The following is a 19,619-nucleotide window of genomic DNA, read 5'->3' on the forward strand; positions in this document are numbered from 1 at the left end:
TCGGGAGCACCCTGGCTGCATGGACACCAACAGCAACCAGCCCGACCCGCTGATCGAGGTCGCCGCCTTCGACTCCGACAGCCGCTACCGCCTGGTCCGCTTCAAGGGCCACGGCACGGAGCCGGTGGACCAGCAGGAGTTCAAGGCCGAGGCCACTCGCTTCTTCCCCACCATCGACCTGGACGACCCCGACCAGGTCCACTGGGCGGACCACCCGTGGGAGTGGCCCGCCTGGCACCCCGGGGAGGCGTGAACGGCACGCCCCGTCAGGCCCGGAACGGCCCCTGGCTGACGAACCGCGTCAACTGGCGCGCGAACAACTCCGCTTCGCCCGGCTCCCAGGACGTCAGCGACCCCGCGATGATCCCCGCCAGCCGGTGCCGCAGCCGGGCCACCACCTGCTCGCCCTCCTCGGTGAGCAGCAGCAGCGTGGCCCGCCGGTCCGCGGGGTCGGCCTCCCGGCGGACCAGGCCGGCCGCCTCCAGCTGCGAGGCGCGCCGGGTCACTCCGGAGCGGTCCAGTCCGACCTCGGCGGCCAGCTCGGCCGCGCTGCGCGGCCCGGTCCTGGCCAGGCCGCTGAGCACGGGGTAGGTCAGCTCGTCCACCGCGAGGCCCTCGGTGAGCTCGCGGTACAGCTGCGCCCGGGTGCCGCGCTTGAGCAGCAGGCCGAGCGCGTCGGCGATCTCGAATCCCACCTTGTCGTTCATCTCGTTCATCTCGTCCATGGACCCAACGATAGCGTGCGCAGCGCACGCAAATGCGTTAGGCTGCTCGGCGAAGCGTGCGCAGCGCACGCATTTTCGCCAGAAGGAGCCACCATGCCCAGAACCGACATCGCCACCGCCCTCACCGACCTGCTCCTCACCCCCGGCCTCGACCTCCAGCAGGCCGCCGACCGGCACTTCGCCCCCGACTACCGCCAGCGCACCGACGGCCGCTGGGACGACCGCGCGGCCTTCCTGCAGCACATCGCCCACCTGCGCACCGTCGTCGCCACCGGCTCCGTCGAGGTGCACGAGGAGTTCACCGACGGCACCCGGTACGCCGACCGGCACACCGTCGAGGTCACCAAGACCGACGGCGCCACGGTACGGATGGAGGTGTACCTGTTCGGCGAGTTCGCCCCGGACGGCCGCTTCCGCCGGATCGAGGAGACCACCCTGCTGCTCGCCGGCGGCGCGGCCGACCGGGACCTCGGCAGCGCACGCTGACTCCTCGCCGGGACTGCGCGCAGGCAGGCCCAGGCCGGTGCTTTTGCGGGTGACGGCTACGGGAGTTGGGCAGCAAGCTGCCATGACCGACACCCGACCCCCACGTAGCCGGCATCCGATGGAGCTGCACGAACTACGCGTCCCCGCACCCGGCGCGCTGTCCTTCTCGATCGGCTCCTTCGACACCCTCGGCCCGCTCGCCCGAGCACCGTTCCCGCACCGCCACAGCTTCTACGAGATCGCCCTGGTCACCAGCGGGCGCGGCGCCCACGTGGTGGACCTGACCCGGTACCCGCTCGCCCCGCCGCACCTGTTCGTGATCACTCCCGGCCAGGTGCACCACTGGGAGGACGCCGTCGACCTCGGCGGCTGGGTGCTGATCTTCAACGAGGATTTCCTGCTCCCCCACCCCGAGGACGTCGAGGCACTGCACGCGCTCGCCGCCGGGCCCTGGCGCGACCTCCAGCCGGGTCAGGCCGCCCGGTTCGGCGCCCTGCTCGCCGCGATGCAGGAGGAGTACCGGGACGCGGGCCCCGGGTTCGTCAGCGTCCTGACCGCCGGACTGCACATCCTGCTGGTCTGGGCGCTGCGCGCGCACGGCGCCCGACTACCGCGCGGGGCGGGTGCCGACCGGGGCGGCGACCTGGCCGCCCGGTTCACCCGGCTGGCCGCATTGCCGGGCACCAGGGATCGCTCGGTGCTGTCGCTGGCCCGGGAGTTGGGCGTCTCGGCGGGTCATCTGCACACCGCGGTGAAGCGGGCGACCGGCCGCACACCCGGTCAGCTGCTCCGCGAGCAACAGACTCTGGAGGCCAAACGCCTCATCGTCGGCACCGATTTGACGATCCGTCAGATAGCTACTCAGGTCGGGTTCGCCGACGCCGCGTACTTCTGCCGCTTCTTCCGGCGGGAGACCGGGGCGAGCCCGGGCGAGTTCCGCCGGGCGGCCGGCGGGATTCACCACGTTCCAAGAGTCCGGTCCATCGCCGAGCCCGGCCGGCCTGCGTAGCTTGCTTGTCAGGGTGCGCCCACCAGCGCGTGGCGGCCGCCGGCACCCCCATGGCCGGCGGCCGCCGCTCCGGGCGTCCTCCCGCCGGCGGAGCCCCCGACCCGCTACTCCTCGCGCACCGACAGCACCACCTTCCCCGCCGGATGCCCGCTCTCGCTGCGCTGGTGCGCCCGAGCCGCCCCTTCCAGCGGGTACACCGAGTCCACCCGCAGCGTGAACTCCCCCGCCTCCGCGAGGCTCGCCGCCTTCGCCAGGGCGCCGAAGGCCGAGGCCTGGCTGGTGGTCCGCACCCCGTGCCGGCCCGCGTTGAAGTCGGCGATGGACAGCACCGCGTCCGGCGAACCGGTGATCGCCACCAGGTCCGGCACCGACCCCTTGCCCGCCGTGTCGAGCGCCAGATCGACGCCGTTCGGCGCCAGTTCGGCCACCCGCCCGGCCAGTCCGGAGCCGTACAGCGTCGGCAGGACGCCCAGCGTGCGCAGGTACGCGTGGTTGGCCTCGCTCGCGGTGCCGATCACGGTGAGCCCGGCCGCCCGGGCGAACTGCGCGGCGGCGCTGCCCACACCGCCGGCCGCGCCGTCGATCAGCAGGGTCTGCCCGGGGCCGGCCCCGAGCGCGTCCAGCGAGCGCTGCGCCGTCTCGGCCGCCACCGCGAGTCCGCCGACCTCCGGCCAGCCGAGGACGGCGGGCTTGGCCGCGACATGGTCGAGCACGGCGTACTGCGCCCAGGTCGCGCGGCCGAGACCGAAGACCTGGTCCCCGACGCTCACCCCGGTCACCCCCTCGCCCACCTCGTCGACCACACCGGCCGCCTCCAGGCCGGGAACTGACGGGAAGTCAATCGGCACGAAGTCCTTCATGTAGCCGGCCCTGACCTTGCAGTCGAAGGGGTTCACCGCTGCCGTGCGCACCGCGATCCGTACCTGCCCCGGCCCCGCGTGCGGCTCTGGCAGCTCGGTCACCTCCAGCACCGAGGGGTCGCCGTACCGCGCGAAGGTCACTGCGAACATGCTGCTCTCCAGCCGCTGTCGGAAGTCCTGCGGCCAGCCTCACCCAGCGGCGGCCCGACACGCCGCAACCCGGGCCGGCCGGGCGGGCGCGTGTCGCCGGTCGGCGGGCGGGTGCATCGACGGGCCTCGAGTGCTTCCCTGGGGAGCGGACCCCCCTTTCCCCTCGCCTGCCTGGAGACCCCATGGACGAGCCGCTGCGGTTCGGCGCCGAGGAGGAGTACCTCCTGGTCGACCCGGTCACCGGCACGACCGCGCCGCGCGCACCACAGGTGCTCGCGGACGCGGCGCGCGAGCTGGGCGAACGCGCGCAGGCCGAGTTCTACCGCACCCAGGTGGAGGCCTGCACCCGCCCGGTCTGGACCGCCGAGGCGCTGCGCGAGGAGCTGCTGACCGTCCGCACGGCGCTGGCGGCGGCCGCCACCCGGGCGGGCTGCCGGCTGGTGGCCACCGGCACGGCGGTGCTGCCCAGCCGCCACCCGCTGCCGGTCACCGACCACCCGCGCTACCACCGCATCGCCCAGCTGCTCGGCGCGGCGGTGGCGGACCAGCTGGGCGGCGAGGTCTGCGGCTGCCACATCCACGTCGGCGACCTGACCCGCGCCGAGGCCATCGCGGTGAGCAACCGGCTGCGCCCCTGGCTGCCCGTGCTGCAGGCGATCGCCACCAACTCGCCGTTCTTCGAGGGCCAGGACGTGGGCCTGGCCAGCTGCCGGGCCGCCCGGTACAGCCGCTGGCCACTGGTCGGCCCGCCCCCGCTGCTGGACGCAGCCGGCTACGAGCGCGCCGCCGAGCAGCTGGTCGCCAGCGGCCGGGTGGTCGACCGCCGGGGCATCTACTGGTACGCCCGCCCGTCCGAGCACCTGCCGACCCTGGAGGTGCGGATCGCCGACGTCAACGCGGACCTGGACGTCACGGTGCTGCTCGCCGTGCTGATCCGCGCGCTGGCCCGGGTCCTGCTGGGCGAGGCCCGGGCCGGCCTGCCCGCCCCACCGGTCCGCCCGCCCGCGCTGCGCGAGGCGCACCGGCGGGCCGCCCGCTCCGGTCTGGCCGCCACCGGCGTCGACCCGCTCACCGGCACCGAACTTCCGATGCCCCGGCTGCTCTGCGCCCTGCTCGACCGCGCCGCTCCCGGCCTGGCCGCCGCCGGTGACCTCGACCTCGCGCGCACCCTCACCGCTCCCCTGCTCAGCGGCCGCACCGGCGCCCAGACCCAGCGCGCCGTGCTGGCCCGCACCGGCTCCCTGCACCGGGTGGTGGACCAGCTGGCGAGGCTCACCGCGGGCATCGAACGCCCGGCGCTGGCGGGCTGAAAAATATTTTCCCGGAAGGTGTGACACTTCCGGACCGCCCGCCGCTGTACCGATTGGATGGAGCACCCAAGGGCTCCGGACAGGTGGCGGCTTCCCCGGGCACGCCATCTGACCGGATCGCCGGCAGCTTTGACTGTGCAGAGATCGGCTGCCGGCTCCACGGGTAGGCGGGTTTCCCTGGCCCGCCCGACCCGCGACGCCCCCTGGGCCCGGTGCAGCTGGGGTCGGCTGCACGGGGCCCAGGTAGGGCCTCGGGCTGTCACCGGCCGTGGCCGGCCCTACCTGGGTCCGACACCACCTCACACCAGCGAGCAGGAACGTCTCCGTGACCGACGACACCATCGAGTTCGACCGCGTGGACCTCGCCGACGCGCTCGACCTCCCACAGCCGCCTGTCCCCGCGCTCGACGACCAGGCGCCGGTCTTCGTCGACGCCAGCGGCCGCCGCCAGCGCCGGGTGCGTCGAGCCGGTCGGCTGCTGGCGATCCCCGCGGCCGGGTACGTCGCGCTACTGATCAGCTCGGCGCTCGGCGGCCCGACGGTGCACTCCCCGCTGCTCCCGCTGCCCGCCCCGCCGCCGACCAGCGCACCGCCGTCCCGGCCGCAGCCGCCCGCCCAGCGCCCCGGCGGACCCGCCCACCGACTCCGCCTCGGCCGCACCAGCGGCCCGCCCGCAGGCCGCACCCGTCGCCGCCAGGCCGAGCGCCGCCCCGTCCGCCGCCCAGTCACCGACACCCGGCGTGACCCCGCCCGCGTCCTCCGCACCGCCCAGCCCGGCACCCAGCCCGACGCCGAATCACCCGCACCCGTCACCCAGCCACCACCCGCACCCCTGACCAGGTCCTGACCAGCGGAGATAACCCCCGATGTCGCAACGCCGCCGCCGTGCCCGTACCCGTGGCCGGCACGGCAGTGTCAGGACCGTGCCGCTGCGCACCCACTGGCTGCTGCTCACCGTCACCGTGCTGACGCTGGCCGCCGCGCTGCTGCTCCAGGGCTACACCCAGCACCTCTACGGCGGCTCGCCCGACGGCGCGGCGCTCTCCCTGGGCCCGCACGACGCCGTTCCCGCCGACGTCTCGACCGGCGGGCCGGTGATCGACCCGGGCACCGGCGCCGGATCCGCTCCGCGCACCGCCGCCCCGAAGGCCGACACCATCGCGCTGACCTTCGACGACGGCCCGGACCCGACCTGGACCCCGCAGGTGCTGGACCTGCTGCGCCGCCACCACGTGCCGGCCACCTTCTTCGTGATCGGCTCCCAGGTGGCCGCCAACCCCTCGCTGACCCGCCGGATCCTGGACGAGGGCAACCAGCTGGGCATCCACACCTTCAGCCACCCCAACCTCGGCTCGCTGCCCGCCTGGCAGCGCTCGCTGGAACTGCGCGAGGCGCAGCTCGCGGTGGCCGGCGCGACCGGACGCACCACCTCGCTGCTGCGCCCGCCGTACTCCTCCACCAGCGACGCGCTCACCGACCACGACTGGCAGGCCGTCCAGCAGGCCGGTCGGGACGGCTACCTGACCGTGCTGACCACGCAGGACAGCGAGGACTGGCGCCGCCCCGGGGTGGACCGGATCCTGGCCAACGCCACCCCGACCGGCCACCAGGGCCAGATCCTGCTGATGCACGACGCGGGCGGCGACCGCTCGCAGACCGTGGCCGCCCTGGAGCAGCTGCTGCCCCGGCTGCAGGCCGCCGGCTACCACTTCGCCACCGTCGCCGACGCGGTCGGCCTGCCCGCGCCGGTCCACCCCGCCACCGCCCAGGACCACTGGCAGGGCCTTGCCCTGGTCGCGGTGCTCCAGCTCAGCGACTGGGCGCTCAAGATCCTCGGCTGGCTGCTCTACGCCGCCGGCGGGATCGCCCTGCTGCGCGCGGTCGCCGTGCTGGTCGCCGCCCGCCGGCACAAGAAGTACGCGGACGAGCCGTGGGGCCCACCGGTGACCCAGCCGGTCAGCGTGATCGTCCCGGCCTACAACGAGGTGGCCGGGATCGAGGCGGCGGTGCGCTCGCTGCTCGCCTCCGACCATCCGGTGGAGATCATCGTGGTGGACGACGGCTCCACCGACGGCACCGCCGAGCTGGTCGAGTCGCTGCGCTTCCCGCCCTGGGTCCGAGTGATCCGCCAGGCCAACGCGGGCAAGCCGGCCGCCCTCAACACCGGCATCGCCGCCGCCACCTGCGAGCTGCTGGTGATGGTGGACGGCGACACGGTCTTCGAGCCGGACGCGGTGCGGATGCTGGTGCAGCCCTTCGCCGACCCGCGGGTGGGCGCCGTCTCCGGCAACGCCAAGGTGGCCAACCGGGGCGGCCTGCTCGGCCGCTGGCAGCACATCGAGTACGTGGTCGGCTTCAACCTGGACCGCCGGCTCTTCGACCTGGCCGAGTGCATGCCCACCGTGCCCGGCGCCGTCGGGGGTTTCCGCCGCTCCGCGCTGCTGGGCGTCGGCGGGGTCAGCGACCAGACGCTGGCCGAGGACACCGACCTCACCATGGCGCTGTGCCGCGACGGCTGGCGGGTGGTCTACGAGGAGCGCGCCAAGGCCTGGACCGAGGCGCCCGCCTCGCTCGGCGCGCTCTGGCGCCAGCGCTACCGCTGGTGCTACGGCACCCTGCAGGCGATGTGGAAGCACCGCGGCGCCCTGGTGCAGCGCGGGGCGGCGGGCAAGCTCGGCCGCCGCGGCCTCGGCTACCTGCTGCTCTTCCAGGTGCTGCTGCCGCTGCTCGCCCCGGTGGTGGACGTCTTCGCGCTGTACGGCCTGGTCTTCCTCGATCCGGTCCGGATCATCGGCCTGTGGAGCGCCTTCCTTCTGGTCCAGCTGCTGATGGGCTGGTACGCCTTCCGACTCGACAACGAGAAGCCGGGAGCGCTGTGGACCCTGCCGCTGCAGCAGTTCGTCTACCGACAGCTGATGTACCTGGTGGTGATCCAGTCGGTCTGCACGGCGCTGGCCGGCTCGCGGCTGCGCTGGCAGCGGATGGAGCGCTACGGCAGCACGGCGCGCCTGACCGACCCCGGTGGGCAGCAGACAAGCACTACGGCTAGCATGTGACAGGTTGTCACAATGAGTAGCGGTCCGACCGAACTGGAGACAGCGCCATGGCTGACGAACCGGCTGACTGGGCCACCTGGACGACCAAGAACGTGCGCTCCGGGCCCGGCGGGGTCCAGACCGTCGAAGGGGCGTGCCTGACCGGCGACCTCAGCGTGCACACCACCTGGACGGGCACCGAGGCCATCCTCACCGTGCAGTACACCGACGCCCAGGACTGGTTCACCCTGCAGGGCAGCCCGATCGACGTGACCGAGGAGCGGGCCGCCCGGGTCCTGCACCAGAACGCCGTCGAGGCCGTCCGGGCCGGCGGCGGGGCCGCGCTGGTCTAGGGCACGATGCGCAGCAGTCTGCTCGCCCTTGACCGGGCGCTGTACGCGGCCGTCGCCGCCACCGCCACCCCCGGCCTGGACGGGGGGCTGCGGCGGCTGTCCGTCGCGGCCAACCGCTCCCGGATCTCCTTCACCGTGGCGGGCCTGCTCGCGCTGCGCCCCGGCCGGCCGCGCCGGGCCGCGCTGCTCGGGGTGGCGGCGCTCGGCACCGCCTCGCTGACCGCCAACCAGCTCGGCAAGACCCTGGTGCGCCGCCCGCGCCCGGATCGGGAGGCGGCCGCGGTTCCGGCCAGTCGGCACGTGCCGATGCCCGCCTCGGCCTCCTTCCCGTCCGGTCACACCGCCGCCGCCTTCGCCTTCGCCACCGCGGTCGGCTCACAGCTGCGCTGGGCCGCCGTGCCGCTGACCCTGCTGGCCGGCGGGGTCGGGTACTCGCGGGTGCACACCGGCGTGCACTACCCGGGTGACGTGCTGGCGGGCGCGGCGCTCGGCGTCGCCTGTGCGGGGGCGGTACTGGCGGGAGTCCGCCGGTACCGCTGAGGCAGCCGCTCACCCGGTCGGCGTACCACGGGTGCGACGGCCGTGCGCGGCCTTGAGGCTGGCGGTATGACGCTTCCTCCGAACGGAACCGAGCCGAGCCCGCTGGCCGCCCTGGCCCGGTTCGGCTGGCACACCGCGCTGGCTGCCGGGCTGATCGCGCTGGCGCTGGGCGTGGTGGTACTGGCCTGGCCGGACCGCACCCTGCAGGTGATCGGTGTGCTCTTCGGCGTGTACCTGGTGCTCAGCGGCATCCTGCAGATCGTGCTGGCCAGCACCGTGCACCTCACCACCGGGCTGCGCGTGCTCGGCTTCATCAGCGGCGCGCTCTCGCTGCTGGTGGGCCTGCTCTGCTTCCGCGGCCCCTACCAGTCGTTGCTGCTGCTCTCGCTCTGGATCGGCATCGGCTGGCTCTTCCGCGGTGTCACCGGCACGGTGTCCTCGCTCGAGCTGCCCAGCGGGACACCCGGCCGCGGCTGGCTGATCTTCCTCGGCGTCGTCACCGCGGTGGCCGGGGTGATCCTGCTGGTCGACCCGTTCAACTCGATCTTCGCGCTGGCCGTGATGGCGGGCATCTGGCTGGTGCTGATCGGCCTGGTCGAGATCGGCCACGCGATCGCGCTGCGCTCACGCGCCAAGCAGTTGGCCTGACGAGCACCCGGCCCGACGAGCACCTGGCCCGACGAGCACCTCAGCCGCTGTCCGAATCGCCGGCCGAATCGCTCGACGGAGCGAGCATGCTGCTGAGCAGGTCCTGCAGCAGTGGCAGCAGCTCCTCCGAGTCCACCGCCGCCAGCTCGCCGAAGGCACCGCCGGAGCGGGCCAGGATCACCCCGGCGAAGGCTGCGGCGGCCAGTTCGGCGCGCAGCTGCGGCCGGTCGGCGCCCTCGGCGGCGAACCGGTCGCGCAGCGGGTCGACCAGGCGTTCCCGCAGGTGGGCCCGGGCGGCCTGCTGGACCTCGGAGTTGTCGCCGGGCAGCACGGCCGCCTGGAAGGAGGGTCCGGGGCCGCGCCTGGCGAGGCGGGTGAGCAGCCAGCGCAGCCGGTCCTCGTCCAGCAGGTCGGCCGGCGGCGTCTCACCCTGCTCGGTGCGCACCGCGACCAGGTAGAGCTGGGTCTTGCCGCCGAAGTACCGGGCGATCAGCGCCGGGTCCACGCCGGCGCGTTCGCCGATCTCCCGGGTGGTGGTGCGGTCGAAGCCGCGGTCGGCGAAGAGCTCGACGGCCGCCTGGACCAGCAGTTCGCGGCTGCGTGCGGCGTCCCGGCGGCGGGCCGTGGGGGGTGTGCCCGGATCGGTCAAGACTCCACCTTCTGCGGCAGCTCGTCCTCGCCCGGCGCGATGTCGGCGATGCTCTCCTGCACCATCAGCTCCTCGTCCATGCTGCTGCCGCCGGCTGCCGCGGCGGCGCGCCGTGGCAGCACGATGGTAACCACCCCGATCACCACCCAGACCGCGCACCCGATCAGCGTCGCCGTCCGGTAGCCGTCGGCGCTCGGCAGCCGGTGGCCGGTGGCGGTGTGCGCCTGCAGCACCGCACCGCACAGGGCGCTGCCGGTGGAGTAACCGATGTAGCGCAGCACCTGGTTGAAGCTGACCGCGCTGCCGACCTCGTGGGCCGGTACCGAGTTGACGATCAGTCCGGGCATCACCGCGAAGGTGCAGCCGACGCCGAGCCCGGCGATCCCCATCACCACCAGCACCTGCCACAGCTGGTCGTGGGCGAGCAGGAAGACCAGCATCGAGGCCAGCGAGACGCCGCAGCCCAGGGTCAGCACCATCGCGGTCGAGGTCCGCCGGGCGACCACCGGGACCACCTTGCTGGAGAGCACGCTGAGGACGGAGAACGGCAGCAGCGTCAGGCCCGCGACGACCACCGAGGCGCCGAAGCCGTAGCCGGCCGCGGTGGGGGTCTGCACGTAGCGGGTGACCAGCGACATCAGCAGGTACATCGCGACACCCGCGACCAGCCCGGTGACGTCGGCGGTCAGCACCACCCGGTTGCGCAGCGTGCGCAGGTCGACCAGCGGGTGCGGGGTGCGCAGCTCGTGCCGCACCCACCAGGCCAGCAGCAGCACGGAGAGCCCGGCCAGGGCCCACAGGCGGGGCGTCGTCCAGCCCCAGTTCGCCCCTTCGCTGAGCACCAGCAGCAGTCCGGCGACGGCCAGGCCGATCAGTACGGCGCCGAGCGCGTCCAGCGGACGGGCCTCGCGGTCGGTGGTGGCGGGCAGCACCAGGGCGGCGCAGAGCAGCCCGAGGGCGCTGATCAGGGCACCGAACCAGAAGCCGGCGTGGATGCCGAAGGACTGGGCGATCAGGCCGGTCAGCGGGTAGCCGAGGCCGACGCCTGCCACGGTGGTGATGGAGAGCAGTGCGACGGCCGAGCGCGAGCGGTCGGCGGGCAGGCTGTCCCGCGCGGCGGCGATCGCCAGCGGTGTCAGGCCGAGGCCGACGCCCTGCAGCGCCCGCCCGGCGACCAGGAAGCCGAAGCCGAGCGGCAGCGCGGCCAGCACGCTGCCGAGCACCACGACGGCGGTCGCGCCGAGCACCACCGGGCGCCGCCGGGGTCCGTCGCCCAGCTGTCCCATCACCGGAGTGGCGACGGCGCCGACCAGCATGGTGACGGTCAGCGACCACTGTGCGTCGGAGAGCGTGACGTGGTCGACCGCGGCGATGGTCGGGACCAGCGGGGCGCCGAGACTGCTGATCACCGCCACCACGGTGCCGAGGAAAACCAGTACGGGCACCAGGGCCCGGTCCCGCCAGGGGGTGCGCGGCGCGTCCATGGGCTTCCCCTCGCTTGTCATCAGACGATGTCTTCAGATGATGACATAGTCGGACGGCGCAAGTGAAGGGTGGTGGCGGAATGGACGGTCCGGTCGCGGTGTTCGCCGTTGGAGGAGCCTGGGGATCTTCGGCCCGAGCAGCCCGCTGCCCGTCTGCCACGCGATCCGCCTGCCTGTCCGTCCGCCGGATCCGCCTGTCCGTCCACCCGTCCGTCGCCTCGAACCGCTGGGGGCCGCCGTGAACCTCACCGCGCTGGTGGCGGCTGCCGGGATGTGGTCCTACGCCCTGGTCTTCGTCCTGACGGCGGGTGAGACGAGTGCCTTCGTCGGCCTGGTGCTGCCCAGCGAGACGGTCATCCTCTTCGCCGCCGCGCTGTCCAGTCACGGCGCGCTCAATCCGGTGCTGCTGGCCGTCGCGGTGATCCTCGGCGGCATCGTGGGCGACAGCACCGGCTACGCGCTGGGGCGGCTGTTCGGGCGGCGGGTGGCCACCGGGAAGCAGCGGCGGCGGATCAGACCGGGCGGCCGGGTCGACCGGGCCACGGGTTACCTGCGCCGGCGCGGCGGTCCCGCCGTCTTCACCGCGCGGTTCATCGGCTTCGTCCGCTCCTTCGTCCCCTTCACGGCGGGCGCGGCGCGGATGCCGTACCGGGCGTTCCTCGGGTACAGCGCCGCCGCCTCGGTGAGCTGGGGCGTGCTCAACGTCGCCCTCGGGTACTTCCTGGGCGCCTCGGCGGCCGGGCTGCTGCGCACGGTGGGCCTCGCGGGCGCGATCGCGGCCGGCGCGGTGGCGCTGCTGGCGGTGGGGGTGCTGCGGCTGCGCCGACGGCGGAACGCGGCGGCCGCCGGCGAAGCCGCTCCGACGCCCGCCCCCGTCCCGGCTCGGGCGCACCAGCGCACCGTCACCCGGACCTGCCCGGGCAGTCGGCGGGCGCCCGTGAAACCGTCGGCCGAGCACGGGCACGGGCGCACCAAGGACGCCAGCAGGGTCTAGGGACGTCAGCAGGGTCTAGCTGAGCAAGCGCTCACTCAACCAGCATTCAGTCAACCAGCGCTCCGTCAGTGAGCCCGTGGGCGTCCGCCGCCAGCTCGGCGCGAACGAGTTCCAGCAGCCGGCCCATCCAGTTGCGCCCCTGAGCGCCGCTCTGTCCCCAGAACTGCGGGGAGTCGGCGTCGGTGTAGCGCAGCGCGGCGTCGCCGGTGGCCGTCAGGACCGGCGCCAGCTCGGGATGCTGGGCGAACTTGGCCCGCAGCAGCCGGGCCATCACCGCGGTGCGACCCTGCTCCCAGCCGGGGCGGCGCGGTGCCTGCTCGGCGGCCCGACGCGCCACGAAGATGTCCTCGGCCGCGCGGATCGCGGCCCGCTGCTCCGGGTCGGTGGTGGAGAGCGCCCAGTAGGCGTGGGCGACGGTCGGGTACCGGACGCCGTCGACCAGCAGCGGCGCCGGATACTCGTTGCGCAGCGCCAGGACCCCGGCCTCGGCGGGTGAGCCCTTGGGGCGGTAGACGTGGTGCAGCTCGATCGAGCTGCTGCGGGAGGTCTCGGGCCCGTCGGCGGGAACCCTGCTCGCCCGGCCCTCCACGTGCCTCTGACGCTCCGTGAAGTAGTCCAGCGTGCTCTGGTGCATCGCCTCGGTGACCATGCTGTCGCTGCCGAGCACGCGCTCCCCAGGACCGGCCGCCAGGACCTTCAGCCCGGGGATCTGCTCGCCGTCGGTCTGCCTGAAGGTCCGTCGATTCCCTGACATGGCGCACACGGTAGCGATGACCAGGCGATCTGCCGACTCGTTTTCGCGCGGTACCACTCCGCCTCCGGGAGCCGAAGCCATCGATCGGCGGTGCCTTCCCCGTCGGACGGCGGGTGTCCGTCAACTACCTTGTGGCGGCACGGTTGTCGAACGACCTCCAGTGCGCGGGAGCCCCCTCTCTCGCGTGGCAGGTCCCTGACATCTCCTCGCGGTGCCCCACCGCCCGAAAGGACATGCCTTGAAGAGCCTCGCCCTGCCCAAGACCCTGGCCGCGACCGCTGCGGCGGCCGCCCTCGTGCTGGCCGCGCCGTCGGCCATCGCCTCCGCCAACGCCGGCCCCAGCGCCGGCCCGCACATCGTGGGTGGCGGCAGCGCCTCCCAGAGCTACTCCTTCATGGTGTCGCTGCAGCTCGGCGGCCAGCACTACTGCGGTGCCTCGCTGATCTCGGCGAACTGGGCAGTCACCGCCGCACACTGCGTCGAGGGCCACACCGCCGACGAGTACACCGTCCGAGTCGGGTCCGCCGACCGCGCGGCCGGCGGCGAGACCGGCAACGTCAGCAGGATCGTCGCCCACCCCGACTACAACACCACCAACGACATCGCCCTGATCCAACTCGCGCAGCCCGTCCGGGCCATCCCCATCGCCATCGCCGACAGCGCCGAGGTCGGCAGCGCCACCCGCCTGCTCGGCTGGGGACAGGAGACCCCGCAGCCCGGTGGCGACAACGGCCCGGACCAGCTCAAGGAGCTCGACACCGCACTCGTCGGCGCCGGCTGCGGCAACGGCTACGACCCCGGCACCGAACTGTGCGTCAACAGCCCCCAGGGCCCCGACGGCAGCAACCAGGGCGCCTGCTACGGCGACTCCGGCGGCCCCGCGATCACCCAGGTCAACGGCGAGTGGCGACTGATCGGCGCCACCAGCCGCAGCGGCGGCGGCTCCCGCTGCGCCGCCGACCCGTCGATATACACCAACGTGACCGCGTACAAGGAGTTCATCCAGAACGCCATGGCCGGCTGACCGTCCCCCACCACCACCGGGGCCGCCTCCTCAGGAGGCGGCCCCGGCCCACCCCCACCCTTGAGGCAGCCCATGTCCAGGAAACGCTTGACCGCCCTCGCCGCAGGCGCGATCGCCGCCCTTGCCGCAATCACCTTGCCCGCCCTGCCCCAGGCGGCGGCCCAGTCACGTACCCCCACCGCGCAACAGCCCGCAGGCCAGCGGATGTTCGTCTACCGGATCACCACCCGGACGCCGCAGGACGCCCAGAGGTTGCTCGCCGGGGGCTTCGACGTCCTGGAACACCGCCAGGGCGCGGACCTGTTGGTGCTCGGCGACGGCGACACGCAGCTGCGGCTGCGGCTGGCCGGCTTCCGGCCCTCGGTGCAGCAGGCGCTGCCCGCACGCTCACCCGCCCAGCCGCTCGCCGCGGCCGCACCGGGCGACACCTACGACGGCGGCTACCACACCGTCAACTCCCAGTACGCGCACCTGGATCAGGTCGCTTCCCAGCACGCCGACCTGGCCACGGTGGTGACCTACGGGCAGTCCTGGCGCAAGCAGACCGGGCAGCCGAACGGCTACGACCTGAAGGCGATCTGCATCACCAGGATGACCCAGGGCGACTGCCGGCGGGACCCGAACTCGGCCAAGCCGCGGTTCTTCCTGATGAGCCAGATCCACGCGCGCGAACTCAGCACCGGCGAGATCTCCTGGCGCTGGATCGACTACCTGACCGGCAACTACGGCACCGACCAGGAGGTCACCGCGCTGCTGGACTCCACCGAGCTGTGGGTGGTGCCGATCGCCAACCCCGACGGCGTCGACATCGTCCAGCAGGGCGGCGACAACCCCAACCCGCAGCGCAAGAACGCCGATGACAGCAACGGCAGTTCATGCGACGCCGGCGGGCAGCTCGGGGTCGACCTCAATCGCAACACGGCCAGCCACTGGGGCTCCAGCGGGACCTCCGGCGACCCGTGCTCGGAGGTCTACCTCGGTCCGCAGGTCGACTCCGAGGCCGAGAACACCGCCCTGGAGGGGCTGTTCCGCGAGCTCTACCCGGCGGTGCGGGGCTCCGCTGACAGCGACCCGGCTCCCGTCGACACCCGCGGCCTGATGATCACCATGCACAGCGACGCCGGCATGGTGATCTTCCCCTGGGCCCATGACCACACCGTGCACACCGGCAACGACGCCGCTCTGCGGTCCATGGCCGGCCGGCTCGGCTCGATCACCGGCTACCAGTCGGGACAGGCCGGCGAGATCCTCTACGACGCCGCCGGCGGCACCGACGACTGGGTCTACGACAAGCTCGGCACCGCCGCCTTCACCATCGAGGTCGGCGACAGCGACAACCGCGGCTGCGACGGCTTCATGCCGCCGTACGCCTGCCAGGACGACTACTTCTGGCCCAAGATGAAGCCGGCCCTGCTGTACGCGGCAGCCCACGCGGCCGCGCCGTACCGGACCACCGGTTAGGGCCTGCCCTACGGCCTGCCCGGCCCTCGCGCGGTAGCCTCCGACGCAATGAGTCAACTCGTTGCAGAGGAGTCCCCCTGATGCACCCCTTCCGCGCGGCGGTCGAAGCCCGCGACCACGCCGCCATCACCGACCTGCTCGCCGACGACGTGGTCTTCACCAGCCCGGTCGTCTACCGGCCGTACGCGGGCAAGGCGATCACCGCTGCGATCCTCGGCGGGGCGCTGCGCGTCTTCGAGGACTTCCGGTACGTCCGGGAGATCGTCGGGGCGGACGGGCGCGACCATGCGTTGGTGTTCACCGCCACCGTCGGTGGTCGGGAGGTCAACGGCTGCGACTTCCTGCACTTCGACGAGGCGGGCAGGATCGACGAGTTCACCGTGATGGTCCGGCCGCTCTCCGGCGCGCAGGCCCTCGCCGAGGCGATGAATGCCCAGTTCGAGCGGATCACCGCTGAGGCTGCGGGCCACTGACCGGCTCGGGCAGGGCCGCCCGCTGCGCCTCGGCGGCGGACGCCCGCTCGGCCGAAAGGGCGGACGCCCGCTCGGCCGCAAGGATGGACGCCCGCTCGGCCCACCGCACGACGGGCGGGATCAGCTGCCCGACCGCGAGGAAGATCCCGCCCAGCAGGAACCAGCCGGGCGCGCCCCAGGTGATGCAGAGGAAGCCCAGCAGGGAGGGGGCCGCCACTCCCGCCAGTCCCCTGCCGAAGCCGAAGACGCCCGAGTACTGGCCCTGGGCGTGGGCCGGCGCGAGGTTGTAGCGCAGCTCGAACGAGCCGACGGCCTGCAGGATTTCGCCGATCGTGTGGACGCCGACCCCGACCGCGATCAGCAGGGCGGCCGCCCACCCGGGCAGACCGGCCGTCAGGCCGATCAGCGTCATGCCGGCCAGGAACGCCCAGCCGGACCGGCGCCAGGCCCGCGCGGCGGCGGCGTTGCCGTCGATCCCACGGCTCGCCCGCACCTGCAGGGCCACCACCATGAACGTGCTGGCCAGCGCGCTGGTCCCGACGAACCAGCGCGGCGCGGCGGTGTGTCCGACGATCCACAGCGGCACCGCGAACAGCTGCACATCGCCCTGCAGCGACATGACACCGTCCAGCGCGGTGACCACCAGATAGGGGCGGTCCTTGAGCGCGACCCACCGCCCGGTCCCCGACGGCACCGGGAGGGGCGGCAGCGAGGGCAGCCTGCTGACGATCACCGCGGTCGCCACGAAGCTCAGTGCGTTGCCCAGCACCAGGCACAGGTACGCGGCATGCGTGTCCAGTTGGACGACCAGCGCGGCGAGTCCCGCCCCGATGCTGGCGGCCAGGTTGACGGCCGCCCGCAGGTAGGCCCGGAACCGCGCGGGCTTCTCGCCCGCGAGCCCGCGCACCAGCGGCCCGCGCGCCGCCTGGCTGGCCGACCCCGCCAGCTCGGTGAGGCAGACCACCGTCACGAACAGCCAGAACGAGTGCACCAGCACCATCGCCGCCATGGCCGCGGCCTGCACGATCAGGGTCAGCCGGTAGACCTCGCGCGGACCGCGCCGGTCCGCCAGCCGCCCCACCGGGATCCCGGAGAGCAGCCCGACCAGGCCGCCGATCCCCAGCCCGAGCCCGACCTGCGCCACCGACAACCCCACCGAGCGGGTGTAGAAGAGCGCCGCGCTGAGCATGAAGACGCCGCTGCCCACCATGTTGACGAAACTCGCGGCCGCGAGCGTGCGCCGCGGCCCCCGTGCCAGCAGGATTCCCCGCGAGACCAACCAGGACTGCGTGGGGACGGTTGCTGTCGCCGTTTCCAAAACCTCGGACCACCGTTCACTCAAGGGATTCGGCAGCTCACCACAACTGCCGACCTCGGAGTATGGGGTCGCGGGCAGCGCAGCGAGAAGGGCGCGGCGGCAGGGGAAAGGTCACATCCGGTTCGGGAACGAACGCGCCGGCACGGGCCGTTGGAACTGGTGTGACGCCGCGTCAGTGAAGGCGTCGATCCTGGGACTTTTCGGGCTTCGCGGACGACGCCTGGTCAGCTACCCGTGATCCGGCCGGCGGTGGGTCGGGCCCCGTTCCTGGCCTGGTTCCTGGCCCGGCCCACCGCCGGTCTTCCTCACCCGCGTGCGAGTTGCTCGCTCAGCGCGCTCGGCAGGCCGGTCCAGTCGCAGGAGACGAACGAGGCGTGCGCGGCGGCGAGCCGGGCCACCCGGGCGGTCGCGTCGGACTGGCTCGGCGCGGTGTCGGAGAGCGCCGGGTTGACGTTGTGCGCGTCGGTCATGACCAGCAGGTAGTGGTTGGTGTCGTACCAGGAGGTGTCGATGCCGCCGTCGACGAGCGCGTGCGCGTCGCCGTCGAAGACCACGAACCACGGGCGCAGCGAGGCGTTCGGGTAGCGGGTGCGCGGGTCACCGGCCGCCGCGCCGAGGACCGAGGGGAATATCTGCGCCTGGCCGAGCCGGCCGGACGCCTGCAGCGCGGCCAGGTGCTGGGCGTACTCGGTGTCGGTCCACAGGTGGTCGAAGGGGTTGCTCGTCTCGAATGTCCCCGGGATCACCTCCAGCACCACCTTGCCGGCCAACGCCGAGCGCGCCGGCCAGTTGCCGGCCCGCGCCGCCGCATCCAGGCTCGGGTAGCCGCCGAGCAGGTCGGCCGGGCGGTACACATCCGTCCCGAGGTGCGCCTGCACCAGTGCGTCGAGCTCGGTGGGGCCGAGGCCGGCGTTGGCGTTGAAGCCCGCCTTCATCTCCAGCTTGACCATGATCGGCGAGTGCCCCGGGTGGGCCGCGAGCCAGATCCGGATGTCGTCCAGACAGCTGCCCAAGTCCTTGTTGGCGCCGCCTCGGTAGAGGTCGGCGGCGGTGGCGGCGTCGACGCAGTTGTTCTTGTTGCCCAGCGGGTTCGAGTGGCTGACCTTCCACTCATGGGTGATCGTGTCCACCCAGGTGTCCAGCTCGACCAACGAGGCCCCGGTGTCCAGGGCATTCGCCAGGAAGGGGAACTGGCTGGTGTCGTCATAGGTGTTGTGGATCCCCACCGAGGTGCCGCCCGCGAGCGACAACCCGCCGGTGTCGGCGGACGCGGCCGAGCCGCCGGCCAGGGGAATCACGCAGGCGACGGCGGCCAGCAGGGTGGCCACGCGGGCGAGGACGGGCATGGGACCTCCAGGTGTGGGCTCGGGGCGCTGAGCTGGGCCAATCTGGCATGTACGCGGTGAGGCTACTGGGCCGGGGTGGCGTTCACGTGTCGATACGTCAAATACCGCCGGACAAGCGATGGCGTCCAGGATCTGGTTACTGATGCACCATCAGAAACCTTCAGAACCAGCGCGACCACTAGGATCGGCGCATGGCCAAGCGCGCAGACTCACCGCTCTCCCTCTGGTCCCAGGACTCCGTGCTGTCGATCGGCTCCGTCGGTTCGGTGCTCTCGATCGGATCGGTCGGGTCCGTCCTTTCCGTCGGCTCGGTCGGCAGTGCGCTGTCGATCGGCTCGATCGGCTCGGCCCTCTCCGTGATCTCGGCCGGGTCCTGGCTGAGCACCGGCTCGCTGCTGTCCGCCCAGTCGCGGTGGTCCGTGCTGTCCTGGCGGTCCAACCGGGGCTTCCTGGCCGCCGGCGTGGTGGCGGCGGCGGTCGCCTGCACGGTGCTGGCGGGCGACCGGCGCGGCGGGGTGGCGGTCGGCGGCCCTGGAGGGTCTTGACGTTGCAGCCGAAGGTCGGCACCGGGTCTAGGAACCGCGACCAATCCCGACCTGTCGGCCTTCCGCGCCCACGGCGGCAAGATCGTGCTCTACCACGGCGGCGACCCGCAGGCGACCGGGGACGGGCCCGCAGGCGACTCGCTGCGGAGCTCCTACGGGCGGCCGAGTTCCAGTCCGGTGAGCATCGCCTGCACGCCGGCCCGGTACATCCGCTCGGCGGCGCCGGCGTCCTCGCCGGTGGCGCCCCAGCTGGTGAGTGGTGCGCGCAGCACATCGGTCAGTTCAAGACCGACCAGGCCGTGCATCACGCACCAGAGGCGGTACGCGCCCCGGGTCGCCAGCAGGCCCTGGGCACCGCCCGGAGTGCGGGGCAACGGGCAGGGCGATGATGCGGGGCATCAGGTCGATCAGGATCAGCGCGGACGTCGTGGTGATGATCGTAGGACGATGGGAGA

Annotated in this window: 22 protein-coding genes; 14 read left to right on the forward strand and 8 right to left on the reverse strand. The window is 73.2% G+C overall.

Annotation, left to right across the window (positions count from 1 at the left end; translation table 11 throughout):
- The first annotated feature begins 19 nt into the window (after positions 1-19).
- Positions 20-253 carry a hypothetical protein gene (locus BR98_RS13770; protein WP_035844774.1) on the forward strand — a complete coding sequence of 78 codons (234 nt, stop codon included), beginning with the start codon at positions 20-22 and terminating at the stop codon, positions 251-253.
- Between the two features lie 13 nt (positions 254-266).
- Here the strand turns inward: BR98_RS13770 and BR98_RS13775 are convergent, their stop codons facing one another.
- Positions 267-707, reverse strand: coding sequence for a MarR family winged helix-turn-helix transcriptional regulator (locus tag BR98_RS13775; protein ID WP_035852052.1), 441 nt, complete (start codon positions 705-707; stop codon positions 267-269).
- 111 nt (positions 708-818) lie between these two features.
- Between BR98_RS13775 and BR98_RS41255 the strand changes: the two genes are divergently transcribed.
- Both BR98_RS41255 and BR98_RS41260 read left to right on the forward strand, forming a co-directional pair.
- Positions 819-1,211, forward strand: a complete 393-nt coding sequence (locus BR98_RS41255) for a nuclear transport factor 2 family protein (RefSeq protein ID WP_035844782.1) — start codon at positions 819-821, stop codon at positions 1,209-1,211.
- Between the two features lie 118 nt (positions 1,212-1,329).
- A complete protein-coding gene (locus BR98_RS41260; RefSeq protein ID WP_232247409.1) occupies positions 1,330-2,220 on the forward strand; it encodes a helix-turn-helix transcriptional regulator in 891 nt (296 codons plus the stop codon).
- A 104-nt stretch (positions 2,221-2,324) separates the two neighbouring features.
- On the opposite strand, the gene BR98_RS13790 is transcribed toward BR98_RS41260, so the two are convergent.
- A complete protein-coding gene (locus BR98_RS13790) occupies positions 2,325-3,230 on the reverse strand; it encodes an NADP-dependent oxidoreductase (RefSeq protein ID WP_035844784.1) in 906 nt (301 codons plus the stop codon).
- A 182-nt stretch (positions 3,231-3,412) separates the two neighbouring features.
- Between BR98_RS13790 and BR98_RS13795 the strand changes: the two genes are divergently transcribed.
- The 6 genes from BR98_RS13795 (at position 3,413) to BR98_RS13820 (ending at position 9,116) form a co-directional block, all read left to right on the forward strand.
- Positions 3,413-4,540, forward strand: a complete 1,128-nt coding sequence (locus BR98_RS13795; protein WP_035844786.1) for a carboxylate-amine ligase — start codon at positions 3,413-3,415, stop codon at positions 4,538-4,540.
- A gap of 325 nt (positions 4,541-4,865) precedes the next feature.
- Positions 4,866-5,387 carry a hypothetical protein gene (locus BR98_RS36310; RefSeq protein WP_051969741.1) on the forward strand — a complete coding sequence of 174 codons (522 nt, stop codon included), beginning with the start codon at positions 4,866-4,868 and terminating at the stop codon, positions 5,385-5,387.
- 19 nt (positions 5,388-5,406) lie between these two features.
- Positions 5,407-7,596 (forward strand): bifunctional polysaccharide deacetylase/glycosyltransferase family 2 protein, encoded by a 2,190-nt coding sequence (locus tag BR98_RS13805; protein WP_051969742.1) that lies wholly within the window; start codon positions 5,407-5,409, stop codon positions 7,594-7,596.
- Between the two features lie 47 nt (positions 7,597-7,643).
- A complete protein-coding gene (locus BR98_RS13810; protein ID WP_035844788.1) occupies positions 7,644-7,928 on the forward strand; it encodes a hypothetical protein in 285 nt (94 codons plus the stop codon).
- A gap of 6 nt (positions 7,929-7,934) precedes the next feature.
- The gene (locus tag BR98_RS13815; RefSeq protein WP_035844790.1) at positions 7,935-8,468 is read left to right on the forward strand and encodes a phosphatase PAP2 family protein; all 534 of its coding nucleotides are present in this window, start codon (positions 7,935-7,937) and stop codon (positions 8,466-8,468) included.
- Positions 8,469-8,534: 66 nt separating this feature from the next.
- Entirely contained in the window at positions 8,535-9,116 is a 582-nt protein-coding gene (locus BR98_RS13820) for an HdeD family acid-resistance protein (protein ID WP_035844792.1), read from the forward strand.
- 40 nt (positions 9,117-9,156) lie between these two features.
- Here the strand turns inward: BR98_RS13820 and BR98_RS13825 are convergent, their stop codons facing one another.
- Entirely contained in the window at positions 9,157-9,765 is a 609-nt protein-coding gene (locus BR98_RS13825; RefSeq protein WP_035844799.1) for a TetR/AcrR family transcriptional regulator, read from the reverse strand.
- Entirely contained in the window at positions 9,762-11,249 is a 1,488-nt protein-coding gene (locus tag BR98_RS13830; RefSeq protein WP_051969743.1) for an MFS transporter, read from the reverse strand. Before BR98_RS13830 ends, BR98_RS13825 begins: the two co-directional genes overlap by 4 nt.
- 238 nt (positions 11,250-11,487) lie before the next feature.
- Between BR98_RS13830 and BR98_RS13835 the strand changes: the two genes are divergently transcribed.
- The gene (locus BR98_RS13835; RefSeq protein WP_051969744.1) at positions 11,488-12,243 is read left to right on the forward strand and encodes a DedA family protein; all 756 of its coding nucleotides are present in this window, start codon (positions 11,488-11,490) and stop codon (positions 12,241-12,243) included.
- Between the two features lie 46 nt (positions 12,244-12,289).
- Here the strand turns inward: BR98_RS13835 and BR98_RS13840 are convergent, their stop codons facing one another.
- Positions 12,290-12,997, reverse strand: a complete 708-nt coding sequence (locus BR98_RS13840; RefSeq protein WP_051969745.1) for an NADAR family protein — start codon at positions 12,995-12,997, stop codon at positions 12,290-12,292.
- A 238-nt stretch (positions 12,998-13,235) separates the two neighbouring features.
- On the opposite strand from BR98_RS13840, the gene BR98_RS13845 reads away from it, so the two are divergent.
- The 3 genes from BR98_RS13845 (at position 13,236) to BR98_RS13855 (ending at position 15,955) form a co-directional block, all read left to right on the forward strand.
- Entirely contained in the window at positions 13,236-14,021 is a 786-nt protein-coding gene (locus BR98_RS13845) for a S1 family peptidase (protein WP_035844801.1), read from the forward strand.
- Positions 14,022-14,093: 72 nt separating this feature from the next.
- Positions 14,094-15,482: a M14 family zinc carboxypeptidase gene (locus BR98_RS13850; RefSeq protein WP_035844803.1), complete on the forward strand. Its 1,389-nt coding sequence runs from the start codon at positions 14,094-14,096 to the stop codon at positions 15,480-15,482.
- 80 nt (positions 15,483-15,562) lie between these two features.
- Complete coding sequence (locus BR98_RS13855) at positions 15,563-15,955, forward strand: nuclear transport factor 2 family protein (RefSeq protein ID WP_035844805.1); 393 nt, start codon at positions 15,563-15,565, stop codon at positions 15,953-15,955.
- Here BR98_RS13855 and BR98_RS13860 read toward each other — a convergent pair.
- Both BR98_RS13860 and BR98_RS13865 read right to left on the reverse strand, forming a co-directional pair.
- Entirely contained in the window at positions 15,930-17,234 is a 1,305-nt protein-coding gene (locus BR98_RS13860) for an MFS transporter (protein ID WP_232247411.1), read from the reverse strand. The two genes, BR98_RS13855 and BR98_RS13860, sit on opposite strands and share 26 nt — an antisense overlap.
- Positions 17,235-17,578: 344 nt before the next feature.
- On the reverse strand, positions 17,579-18,619 hold the full coding sequence (locus BR98_RS13865) for a phosphatidylinositol-specific phospholipase C domain-containing protein (RefSeq protein WP_035844807.1): 1,041 nt from the start codon (positions 18,617-18,619) through the stop codon (positions 17,579-17,581).
- Positions 18,620-18,810: 191 nt separating this feature from the next.
- Between BR98_RS13865 and BR98_RS13870 the strand changes: the two genes are divergently transcribed.
- Entirely contained in the window at positions 18,811-19,164 is a 354-nt protein-coding gene (locus tag BR98_RS13870; protein ID WP_035844809.1) for a hypothetical protein, read from the forward strand.
- 152 nt (positions 19,165-19,316) lie between these two features.
- On the opposite strand, the gene BR98_RS13875 is transcribed toward BR98_RS13870, so the two are convergent.
- Entirely contained in the window at positions 19,317-19,538 is a 222-nt protein-coding gene (locus tag BR98_RS13875; RefSeq protein ID WP_035844811.1) for a hypothetical protein, read from the reverse strand.
- Between the last annotated feature and the right edge of the window lie 81 nt (positions 19,539-19,619).

Origin of the sequence: Kitasatospora azatica KCTC 9699, assembly GCF_000744785.1 — a bacterium.
Taxonomy (GTDB): Bacteria; Actinomycetota; Actinomycetes; order Streptomycetales; family Streptomycetaceae; genus Kitasatospora; species Kitasatospora azatica.